At 61.9% G+C, this 10,584-nt stretch carries 9 protein-coding genes and 1 pseudogene; 3 read left to right on the top strand and 7 right to left on the bottom strand.

Annotation, left to right across the window (positions count from 1 at the left end):
- Window positions 1-72: 72 nt before the first annotated feature.
- The gene (locus Q0S16_RS03560) at window positions 73-1,479 is read right to left on the bottom strand and encodes a DegQ family serine endoprotease (protein ID WP_295845143.1); all 1,407 of its coding nucleotides are present in this window, start codon (window positions 1,477-1,479) and stop codon (window positions 73-75) included.
- A 334-nt stretch (window positions 1,480-1,813) separates the two neighbouring features.
- Here Q0S16_RS03560 and Q0S16_RS03555 point away from each other — a divergent pair, with 334 nt between their 5' ends.
- From Q0S16_RS03555 to Q0S16_RS03545, 3 genes are all read left to right on the top strand, one after another.
- The gene (locus Q0S16_RS03555) at window positions 1,814-3,370 is read left to right on the top strand and encodes a porin (protein WP_295845141.1); all 1,557 of its coding nucleotides are present in this window, start codon (window positions 1,814-1,816) and stop codon (window positions 3,368-3,370) included.
- A gap of 140 nt (window positions 3,371-3,510) precedes the next feature.
- Entirely contained in the window at window positions 3,511-4,524 is a 1,014-nt protein-coding gene (locus tag Q0S16_RS03550; RefSeq protein ID WP_295845138.1) for a zinc-binding alcohol dehydrogenase family protein, read from the top strand.
- Between the two features lie 385 nt (window positions 4,525-4,909).
- Window positions 4,910-6,358, top strand: a complete 1,449-nt coding sequence (locus Q0S16_RS03545) for a porin (protein WP_295845134.1) — start codon at window positions 4,910-4,912, stop codon at window positions 6,356-6,358.
- Between the two features lie 114 nt (window positions 6,359-6,472).
- On the opposite strand, the gene Q0S16_RS03540 is transcribed toward Q0S16_RS03545, so the two are convergent.
- The 6 genes and pseudogenes from Q0S16_RS03540 to secY form a co-directional block, all read right to left on the bottom strand.
- A complete protein-coding gene (locus tag Q0S16_RS03540; protein WP_295845131.1) occupies window positions 6,473-7,267 on the bottom strand; it encodes an SDR family oxidoreductase in 795 nt (264 codons plus the stop codon).
- Between the two features lie 232 nt (window positions 7,268-7,499).
- Window positions 7,500-7,916, bottom strand: a complete 417-nt coding sequence (gene rplQ / locus Q0S16_RS03535; RefSeq protein ID WP_295845129.1) for a 50S ribosomal protein L17 — start codon at window positions 7,914-7,916, stop codon at window positions 7,500-7,502.
- A 190-nt stretch (window positions 7,917-8,106) separates the two neighbouring features.
- Window positions 8,107-9,138 carry a DNA-directed RNA polymerase subunit alpha gene (locus Q0S16_RS03530; RefSeq protein WP_295845126.1) on the bottom strand — a complete coding sequence of 344 codons (1,032 nt, stop codon included), beginning with the start codon at window positions 9,136-9,138 and terminating at the stop codon, window positions 8,107-8,109.
- Between the two features lie 100 nt (window positions 9,139-9,238).
- Window positions 9,239-9,628 carry a 30S ribosomal protein S11 gene (gene rpsK, locus Q0S16_RS03525; RefSeq protein ID WP_295845122.1) on the bottom strand — a complete coding sequence of 130 codons (390 nt, stop codon included), beginning with the start codon at window positions 9,626-9,628 and terminating at the stop codon, window positions 9,239-9,241.
- Between the two features lie 126 nt (window positions 9,629-9,754).
- Entirely contained in the window at window positions 9,755-10,120 is a 366-nt protein-coding gene (rpsM, locus tag Q0S16_RS03520) for a 30S ribosomal protein S13 (RefSeq protein WP_295845118.1), read from the bottom strand.
- Window positions 10,121-10,428: 308 nt separating this feature from the next.
- Window positions 10,429-10,584 (bottom strand): annotated as a pseudogene (gene secY / locus Q0S16_RS03515) (preprotein translocase subunit SecY); the annotation flags it as partial.

Here is a 10,584-nt window from a genome sequence, read left to right as displayed (position 1 = left end):
CCCGGCGCTGCGCGCCGACCTCTCCCCAACGGGGAGAGGTGAAGGAAGACGACACGAATTTCATGTCCCGCTTCATCCGCCGAGCGTGACGTTGATCTGCTGGCCGGCACGGACCACGATGATGCGCCAGATCCGGGCGCGCTCGCGCGTCGCCTTCTCCAGATCGCTGGTCTTGACGATCTTGCTGTCGTTGACCGCGAGAATGATATCGCCCTTCTGGAAACCGACGCTGGCCGCGGTGGCGTCATCCGACAATTCGGTGACGACGACGCCCTCGATCGAGGAGTCCAGCCGCAGCTCGTCGGCGACCGCCGGCGAGATATTGGCCACCTTGGCGCCCTGGAACGGCGAGCGGTTGCTGATCACGATCTCGTCGCGGCCGGTGTCCGGCGCGGTCTCCAGCGCGATGGTCAGCTTCACCAGCTTGCCATTACGCTGCACGTCGATCTGGGCGGTGCCGCCGAGCGGACGGGTAGCGAAGCGATAATCGAAGGCATTGGGATCGTCGACGGTCTGGCCGTCGATCGCCACGATCAGGTCGGACAGTTTCAGCCCGGCCTTGGCCGAGGGGCTGTTCGGCGTGACATTGGCGACCAGCGCGCCGGACGGCGTCTTCAGGCCGATGGTCTCGGCAATCTCCGGCGTCACTGCCTGCAGCCGCGCACCGAGCCAGGGCCGCTTTACGGCCTTGCCGCCTGATTTGGCGGAGGCGACGATGACGCGGACCATGTTGGCGGGAATCGCGAAGCCGATGCCCTGCGAGCCGCCGGAGCGCGAGAAGATCGCAGTATTGATGCCGACCAGTTTGCCGGTCATGTCGACCAGCGCGCCGCCGGAATTGCCCGGATTGATCGCGGCGTCGGTCTGGATGAAGAACTGATAGTCGGTGATACCGACCTGGGTGCGCGCCAGCGCCGAGATGATGCCGTGGGTAACGGTCTGGCCGACGCCGAACGGATTACCAATCGCGAGTACCACGTCGCCGACCAGCAGATCATCGGAATTGGAGAAATCCAGCGTCGGGAACTTTTCCTTCGGGTCCTTGATGCGCAGCACCGCCAGATCGGTGCGGCTGTCCTTGAGCACGATCTCGGCCTCGAATTCGCGCTTGTCCGACAGCGAGATCTTGACCTGATCGGCGCCCTCGATGACGTGGTTGTTGGTCACTACCAGCCCGGAGGCATCCACCATTACGCCGGAACCCAATGAGCGCTGCATCTGTTCGGGCTGCGGGCCGCCGCCGCCGAAGAAACGGCGGAATAACGGGTCCTCCATCAGCGGGTTGCGGTTCTGCACGATCTTGGCGGCGTAGACATTGACCACGGCGGGCTGCACCCGCTGCACGATCGGCGCATAGGACAGCCGGATCTCATTGGGGGAAACCGGCAGCCGGCGCTCCTGGGCCACCGCCCCGCTCAGGCTGGCAGACAGGACAGAGGCGAAAACGGCGAAGGTCGCGGCGCGAAAACAGGGGAACATCTGGGCCTCTCAATGAAATCATTGAGAATATAGGCGTTTCGCCACGGCATTAGAAGAGCGCGTTACCGGTAATCCGGCGCTGCGAATATGACCGGCAAATCCACCCCATCGGATAATTCGCGGCAACGTGCGGCTACCTGAGTATCCACGAGGCGACACTCACATGACGATCGTCATATGACTGTAAAATAATTGTCAAACAGAGCTTTTTTTGATCCCGAAAAGACACAGTTCCCGACAAACATTCAACACCTGGCGTTGAAGTATAAAACGATACTTTCCTTGCATCAGAATTGGCGCGACGAATTCTCCATCTCAAGCATGGAGCCGACCAATGAAACTATTCATTCAGGCCGCCGCCGCGGCCGGAGTAATCGGAGTTCTCGTAGTAGCGCCGGCGCGGGCACAGTCGGCCGGCGACAGCGAGATCGCGTTGCTGAAGCAGCAGCTCAAACTAATGGAACAAAAGCTCGACCGGCTACAGAAACAGACCTCGGCGAATACGACGGCCGCGGCGAATGCCAACGCCAAGGTGGCGAGCGTCGCCAGTGTCGCAAATGCCAACGCTGCTTATACCAAGGGACCGGTCGCGCCATCCGGCGTCCTCGTGACCATGCCGAACAATCGTCCGACCATCTGCACCGCCGACAACCAGAATTGCGTATCCATCACCAGCCGTCTGCACCTCGACGTCGGCGGCTACGACTATCGGCCCAACACGGTCAATGGCATCCAGGGGCTCGACAACGGCGTCAACGCCCGTCGTGCACGTATCGGCGTGCTCGGCAAATTCTTCGGCGACTGGAACTACGCCCTGGTCTACGACTTCGGCGGTTCGTCGGACGGCTTCGGCGGCGCGGCGACGGGAAGTCTTTCCGGCGGCGGCACCTCCGGCATCGAGAACGCCTATCTGAGCTATACCGGCTTCAAGCCGTTCGGCGGCAATCTCGCCATCGAAGGCGGCTACATGGATGTCAACTACACGCTCGATGAAGCCACCAGCTCCAATGACATCACCTTCATGGAACGCGCTTCCTCGCAGGTAATCGCCGCCAACATCGCCGCCGGCGATTTCCGGTCGGCCTTCGGCGCCCGCTGGTACAATGACTCGGTCTGGCTCGGGGCCTATGGCACCGGTCCGACGTCCGGAAGCAACCACGCATTCGCCAGCGGCAGCGAACAGTACGGAACCGTCGTCCGCGGCGCCGGCCAGATCATCAACAGCAAGGACGTTTCGCTGCATCTCGGCGGCAACGCCGAATTCCTGATCGGACCGTCGCGCACGAACCCGGCCACCGGTATCGGCGCGACGGCCCTCAATTTGAGCGACCGTCCGGAATTGCGCATCGATCCGACCGCTATTCTGGCGACCGGCGCATTGACCAACGTCACCGGCGCACAGGTCTACAGCGTCGAAGCCGCCGGAAATTACGGTCCGCTCTACATGCAGGGGGAATATTTCTGGTACAACATCGAACGCGATCCGACCGTCAGCAATTTCGGACCGAGCAACAATTTCGATGGCGGATATATTCAGGCGAGCTACGCCCTGACCGGCGAAACCCGTACCTACAACAAGGCGACCGGCGCCTATAACGGCATTATTCCCAACAATCCGGCTTCGCTCACCAGCGGTGGCTGGGGCGCCTGGGAAATCGCCGCCCGCTACAGCGAGATCAATCTCAATGACAGGCTCGGCATCATCAACGGCGTCGCCGGCGGCAAGCAGGAAGTCTACACCGCCGGCCTGAACTGGTATGTGAACCGCAACATTCGCTTCATGCTGAATTATCTGCACGGCACCATCGACAAGCAGCAGAGCGCGACCAACGCTTCCGATATCGGCGGCAAGTTCGACGCGGTGGCGATGCGGACCCAGATCGCGTTCTAATTTCATCTGGCGACATTCGAGGGAGCGGCCGCCCGGTCGCTCCCTTTTGTTTGACCTTGTTTGGCCCCTGCCCGCTTGCAATCGGGCTTCGACCGCGTCACCTAGCGCCAGCATCATTGTGCTGAACCAGGAGCGTGAGCATGAAGGCCGTTGGATACAACAAGTCGCTGCCGATCGACGCAGCCGAGTCGCTGATCGATTTCGAGACCGCGAAGCCGGAGCCGGCCGGGCGCGACATTCGCGTCGCCGTCAGGGCGGTGTCGGTCAATCCCGTCGACACCAAGGTGCGGATGCGGGCGGTGCCGGCCGAAGGCGACACAAAAATCCTCGGCTATGACGCTGCCGGCATCGTCGACGCAATCGGGCCGGACGTCACCCTGTTCAAGGCCGGGGACGAAGTGTTCTACGCCGGCTCGATCCTGCGCCAGGGCACCAATGCCGAATTCCATCTCGTCGACGAACGCATTGTCGGCCGCAAGCCGGCGACGCTGTCGTTCGCGCAGGCCGCGGCGCTGCCGCTGACCTCGATCACCGCCTGGGAATTGCTGTTCGACCGGCTCGGCGCACTGCCCGGCAGGAGCGTCGATCCGCGCACGCTGCTGATCGTCGGCGGCGCCGGCGGTGTCGGATCGATCCTGATCCAGCTGGCGCGGCGCCTGACCGGGCTCACGGTGCTCACCACGGCGTCGCGGCCGCAGACGGTGAAGTGGTGCTATGACCTCGGCGCGCACGCGGTGATCGATCACAGCCAGCCGATGAAGGAACAGGTCAAGGCGCTGAAGCTGCCGCCGGTGTCATTGATTGCCAGCCTTACCGGCACGCAGGATCACTTCCCGGTACTCACCGAGATCCTGGCGCCGCAGGGCAAGATTGGGCTGATCGACGATCCCGCCTCGGTCAACTTCTCGCTGCTGAAGGGCAAGGCCGGATCACTGCACTGGGAATCGATGTTCACGCGCAGTTCGTTCCAGACCGCCGACATGATCGGCCAGCATCATCTGCTCAACGACGTCGCCGACATGATCGACAAGGGCGTGCTGCGCACCACGCTGGACCAGACCTACGGCACCATCAACGCGGCAAATCTGAAACGCGCGCATGCACTGATCGAATCGGGAAAGTCTGTCGGCAAGGTCGTGCTCGAAGGCTGGTAGAGCGATCGCCGCAACATCCCGCACGCTAGCCGTTCGGAAATGTAAAGCACGGAGAGCCCCGACAAGGCTCTCCGTTTACGTTGATACCTACCACTAATAGCTAATCTGGCGCGCCTATTCGTCACATGTGGTCAGATTGATACATGGCCGCGCGTTAGCATCCCAGTGCCGCCCCTCTCGGTCGATTTGTTACAAAACTGTCGTCGATTATTTCTACGTTCCGGCCGAGTTCAAACGGGGGCTCACTTGTAGATCGCGACCGGCATGGCATCCGCCGTCGGGGCGTCGCGCTCACAAGATCACAAGCAGACATCCATACGTCGCGTCATCCGCGGGGCAACTCGCGGAGCGTGACTTGTTTTGTCTGAAATCAACAGGGGTCATCATGTCATTCACACCACACAAGCTTTTCGGAGCCATCGGCCTGATCGGCGCGCTGGCCTCGGGCTCGGCGCATGCGCAATCCGCCAATGACGACCAGATCTCGATTCTCAAGCAGCAGCTGCGCGCGCTGGAGAAGAAGCTCGATAACGTTCAGAAGCAGACCGACACGGTGCAAAAGCAGACCGCTTCGGTGAAGCAGAGCTTCGCCAATGCCAACGCGTCGTATCCGGCGAAGAAGGCCGTGCCGTTCATTGCCGCGAACCTGAAAATGCCCGGCAATCGCCCGACGTTCTGCACCGAAGATGGCATGAACTGCATCGCGATCACCGGCCGGCTGCATCTCGACACCGCTGCCTATTCCTACAATCCGAGGTCTGGCACGACCAGCCCGTCGAGCCTGAATGACGGCATCAACGCCCGCCGCGCCCGTCTCGGCCTGATCGGCACGTTCAACCGCGACTGGGAATATGCTGTCATCGTCGATGCCGGCGGCACTACCGACGGCAACGTCGTCCTCAACAACGCCTATGTCGCCTATAAGGGCGTCAAGGGCCTCGTGATCCAGGGCGGCTATATCGACGTCCCCTACACGCTCGACGAAGCCATGAGCTCGAACAACTCGATCTTCATGGAACGCGCCGCTTCGCAGGTGCTCGCGGTCAGCCTCGGCGCCGGCGACTTCCGCGCCGCCTTCGGTGGTCAGGTGTTCAGCGACCATTACTGGGTCGGTGCCTATGTGACCGGTCCGACCACCGGCACCACCACCGTCAACCACAGCATTCCGCAGCCACTCGGCGCTACCTTCCGCGCCGTCGGCCTGCCGATCAACAACGAAGTCGCCACCGTGCTGGTCGGCTTCGACGCGCTGTATCTCGCCCAGACCGGCGGCGTGACCAACAATACCCTGTCCTTCTCGGATCGCATCGAAGTTCGCGTCGACCCGGCCAGCAGTGCCTTGCTCAACAGCGGCACCCTGGCCAACGTCAACAGCGCACGCGTCCTATCGGGCGAAGCCGCCGTGCAGGTCGGCAGCTTCATGGCGCAGGGCGAGTACTTCGACTATGCAGTGCAGCGCAACGGTCTCGCTGACCTCGGCTTCAAGGGGGCCTACGGCCAGGCGACCTATGTGCTGACGGGCGAAAAGCATAAATACAGCAACTCCGCCGGTGCCTTCGGCGGCATCAACCCGACCAGGCCCGTCAACTTCGCCACCGGCGATCTCGGTGCCTGGGAACTGGCGGTGCGCTACAGCTATGCCAGCCTCAACGATCTCAACGTTGTCGGCGGCGAGTTGAAGAATACCACGGTCGGCCTGAACTGGTATGTGAACCAGAACATGCGTTTCATGTTCAACTGGATCCATGGCGAAGTCGCCAAGACCAGCTCCGCTGGCGTCAACACCGGAGCGGATTACGACGTGTTCGCGATGCGCACCCAGGTGGCCTTCTAAACCATCCACGCGTTTCTACCCGAGACCTCCGACAGGCCTGCATGCCCGTGAGGCCAACACAGACCAAAGGCGGCGCATTCAGCGCCGCCTTTGCCATGTCGATCCCCGCCGCGACTACGCGATGGTCTGCACGATGCCGCCTTCGACGCGCAGCGAGGCACCGTTGGTGGCGGAGGATTGGGTCGAGCTGACATAGACCACCATGTTGGCGATCTCCTCGACGCTGGCGAGACGCTGGATCAGCGAGCTCGGCCGGTTCTGCTTAACGAAATTCACCGCTGCCTCGTCCTCGGACTGGCCGTGATGCCGGGCAAGCTCCTTGATGAAGCTCTCGACGCCTTCCGATCTGGTCGGCCCCGGCAACACCGAATTGACCGTCACCGCCGTCCCCTTGGTGAGTTCGGCCAGACCGCGCGCGATGGCGAGCTGCGCCGTCTTGGTCATGCCGTAGTGAATCATTTCCTTGGGAATGTTGAGCCCGGATTCCGACGAGATGAAAACGATGCGGCCCCAGTTGCGGCTCAACATGCCCTGCATGTAAGCGCGCGACAGCCGCACCCCCGACATCACATTGACCTCGAAGAAGCGTGTCCAGTCCGCATCGGGAATATCGAAAAAGCCCTTGGGCTCGAAGATGCCGGCATTGTTGATCAGGATGTCCACCGCGGGCAGAACGGCGACCAGCGCGTCGCAGCCGACGACGGTGGAGACGTCGGCCGCCACACCCTTCAGCTTCGCACCCGGTACGGCCCTGGCAATCGCGGCGACCGCGGCGTCAACCTTCGGCTGGGTACGGCCGTTGACCACCACCTCGGCACCGGTCGCGGCGAGGCCGAGGGCGATGGCGTGGCCGATGCCGGCGGTCGAGCCGGTAACCAGTGCGGTCTTGCCGGTGAGATCGATCTTCATGCGTGCGCTCCATCCAATGATGGAGCTGATATCGGGATGTGGGATAGCGGACACAACCGCCATTCACGCGCGGTTGAGAAAATCGCCATTGTAGCCCGCATGAGCGCAGCGAGATGCGGGGCTGTGAATTGTGGTTTCCCGCATGTCGTGCGCTCATGCGGGCTACAGCGCCGCCAACAAAAAAGCGGCGCCGAGGCGCCGCTTTTCCGAAACGATAAGAGAGAGGAGCTGCTTACGCGGCTTCGACCTTCTTTTCCTGGGTCGGGCCGGAATCGAGGCCCTTGGCATCGACGTCGCGGTCGACGAATTCGATCAGCGCCATCGGCGCGTTGTCGCCGTAGCGGAAGCCGGCCTTGATGATGCGGGTATAGCCACCCTGACGGTCGGCGTAGCGCTTGGCCATCACATCGAACAGCTTGCGGACCTGATCCTGATCCTTCATTTCGCTGATCGCCTGGCGGCGCAAATGCAGGCCACCCTTCTTGCCGAGGGTGATGAGCTTCTCGACGATCGGACGAAGCTCCTTGGCCTTCGGCAGCGTGGTGATGATCTGCTCGTGCTTGATCAGCGAGGCGCACATATTGGCAAACATCGCCTTGCGATGTTCGGCGGTGCGGTTGAGCTTACGATGAACCTTACCGTGACGCATGATATTCAATCCTATTCAATTGCCACGACGGTTCGTCGGACAGATTTCAGGTGGGCTGCCTGCGTTCGCCCCTTGATAGGATGGCTGGAGCTGCGCGAAGCATCTCTGACCTTCCCCTCACCCGACCGGCTTCGCTGACGCTGCGCCGAACGACCTCTCCCCGCAAGAGCGGGGAGAGGTGAAGAAAAGCCTAGTAGTGGTCTTCGAAGCGCTTGGCCAGCTCGTCGATATTCTCCGGCGGCCAGCCGGGCACTTCCATGCCGAGGTGCAGACCCATCTGGGCGAGCACTTCCTTGATTTCGTTCAGCGACTTGCGGCCGAAATTCGGGGTCCGCAACATTTCGGCTTCCGACTTCTGAACCAGATCGCCGATGTAGACGATGTTGTCGTTCTTCAGGCAGTTGGCCGAACGCACCGAGAGCTCGAGCTCGTCGACCTTCTTGAGGAACGCCGGGTTGAAAGCCAGGTCCGGAATGACTTCCTGGGCGACTTCCTTGCGGGGCTCTTCGAAGTTGACGAACACGTTGAGCTGGTCCTGCAGGATGCGCGCGGCATAGGCCACGGCGTCATCCGGCGTCAGCGCGCCGTTGGTCTCGATCGTCATGGTCAGCTTGTCGTAATCGAGAATCTGGCCCTCGCGGGTGTTCTCGACCTTGTACGACACCTTGCGAACCGGCGAGTACAGGCTGTCGACCGGGATCAGGCCGATCGGCGCGTCTTCCGGACGGTTGTGCTCGGCGGCGACGTAGCCCTTGCCGGCGGCCACGGTGAATTCCATGCGGATCTCGGCGCCCTCATCGAGGGTGCAGAGCTGCAGATCGGGGTTCAGCACGGTGACGTCGCCGACGGTCTGGATGTCGCCAGCGGTCACGGCGCCCGGGCCCTGCTTCTTCACGACCATGCGCTTCGGGCCTTCGCCCAGCATCTTGATCGAGATGTCCTTGACGTTCAGCACGATGTCGGTGACGTCTTCACGCACGCCGGCAATCGAGGAGAACTCATGCAGCACGCCGTCGATGTGCACCGACTGCACGGCCGCGCCCTGCAGCGAGGACAGCAGGATGCGACGCAGCGCGTTACCCAGCGTCTGGCCGAAGCCACGCTCGAGCGGCTCGGCGACCAGCGTCGCGAAACGGGTCGGATCGCTGCCAGGAGTTACCTGCAGCTTGTTTGGCCGGATCAGTTCCTGCCAATTCTTCTGGATCGTTACTGTGTCACCCATGCCGTCAAACCTCAGGCTTTGGAGATCGCGGTTCGTCCGCGCGATATCAAATCAAAAACAAACACGGGTGGCCGATGCCACCCGCGATCGAAAAAAAGACTTAGACGCGCCGACGCTTGCGCGGGCGGCAGCCATTATGCGGGATGGTGGTCACGTCGCGGATCGAGGTCACGGTGAAGCCCGAAGCCTGCAGCGCGCGGAGCGCCGATTCACGGCCCGAACCGGGACCCGCGACTTCGACTTCCAGCGTGCGCATGCCGTGCTCCTGGGCCTTCTTCGACACGTCTTCAGCAGCAACCTGCGCGGCGTAAGGGGTCGACTTGCGCGAGCCCTTGAAGCCCATCGTGCCGGCCGACGACCAGGCAATGCAGTTGCCCTGCGCGTCGGTGATGGTGATGGTGGTGTTGTTGAACGACGAATTCACGTGCGCAATGCCGGATGCAATGTTCTTGCGTTCACGGCGGCGGACGCGTGTGGCTTCCTTGCCCATATTATAACCTTTCCTATGATCTCTAACGCCGCCGTAGTGCCAGCGGCTACACCGAAACGAACGGTCAGTGACGAATAGCGAATAGAGTTTCCCCTACCCGCTATCCGCCACTGACCCTTCGCAAAATTACTTCTTCTTACCGGCGATCGACTTGGCCGGACCCTTGCGGGTGCGCGCATTGGTATGCGTGCGCTGACCACGAACCGGCAGGCCACGACGATGGCGCAGGCCGCGATAGCAGCTCAGGTCCATCAGACGCTTGATCGACATGCCGACCTCGCGTCGCAGGTCGCCCTCGACGGTGAACTTGGTGACCGCGGCGCGCAAACGCTCCACGTCGACTTCGGTGAGGTCGCGAATCTTGGTGGACGACTTCACGCCGGCCGCCTCGCAGACCTTCTTCGACCGCGTGCGGCCGATCCCGTAGATGCTTTGCAACCCCACCCAGACATGTTTCTGGACAGGAAGATTGACACCGGCAATGCGCGCCATCAGGCGATCTCCAACTGTGATTTTGGCAGCACGGCTGTGAAGCCGGGCGCGGTGGACTCGAAATGATAACAGGGCTTCAGGCTGGAATGAAGTGCCAAGGCAAAAACGCCCTGGAACCCGGCATGGGGAGTGTGCCCATGCTCCGGCGATAGTCCGGTCGTGGCGGAGGCATCGGTCGCCCGATTCTTCCATCGACCCGCGCTACTCATGCGCGGGCACTCGACCGGTCAATCCGCGCGTGAAGCGTCGCGCGAACCGCCCATTGTGTTCTTCCCTGTCCAGGGAAAATCCGGTGTCGCCATTCCGCGCTAGCGCGGCCTGGCTCCGCCTTTCAGGTTGGCTTTCTTCAGCAGGCTCTCGTACTGGTGCGTCATCACGTAGGCCTGAACCTGGGCCATGAAATCCATGGTGACGACAACGATAATGAGCAGCGAAGTCCCGCCGAAGTAAAACGGCACATTCCA

It is taken from the genome of Tardiphaga sp. (assembly GCF_025356345.1).
Taxonomy (GTDB): domain Bacteria; phylum Pseudomonadota; class Alphaproteobacteria; order Rhizobiales; family Xanthobacteraceae; genus Tardiphaga.
Note: the sequence above shows the minus strand (reverse complement) of the source record. Positions and strands in the feature narration are given on the sequence as shown.

Excerpts from the sequence above, each read along its gene's own strand:
- Q0S16_RS03560 (WP_295845143.1), bottom strand. The coding sequence starts at position 1,479 with ATGTTCCCCTGTTTTCGCGCCGCGACCTTCGCCGTTTTCGCCTCTGTC.
- Q0S16_RS03555 (WP_295845141.1), top strand. The coding sequence starts at position 1,814 with ATGAAACTATTCATTCAGGCCGCCGCCGCGGCCGGAGTAATCGGAGTT.
- Q0S16_RS03550 (WP_295845138.1), top strand. The coding sequence starts at position 3,511 with ATGAAGGCCGTTGGATACAACAAGTCGCTGCCGATCGACGCAGCCGAG.
- Q0S16_RS03545 (WP_295845134.1), top strand. The coding sequence starts at position 4,910 with ATGTCATTCACACCACACAAGCTTTTCGGAGCCATCGGCCTGATCGGC.
- Q0S16_RS03540 (WP_295845131.1), bottom strand. The coding sequence starts at position 7,267 with ATGAAGATCGATCTCACCGGCAAGACCGCACTGGTTACCGGCTCGACC.
- rplQ (WP_295845129.1), bottom strand. The coding sequence starts at position 7,916 with ATGCGTCACGGTAAGGTTCATCGTAAGCTCAACCGCACCGCCGAACAT.
- Q0S16_RS03530 (WP_295845126.1), bottom strand. The coding sequence starts at position 9,138 with ATGGGTGACACAGTAACGATCCAGAAGAATTGGCAGGAACTGATCCGG.
- rpsK (WP_295845122.1), bottom strand. The coding sequence starts at position 9,628 with ATGGGCAAGGAAGCCACACGCGTCCGCCGCCGTGAACGCAAGAACATT.
- rpsM (WP_295845118.1), bottom strand. The coding sequence starts at position 10,120 with ATGGCGCGCATTGCCGGTGTCAATCTTCCTGTCCAGAAACATGTCTGG.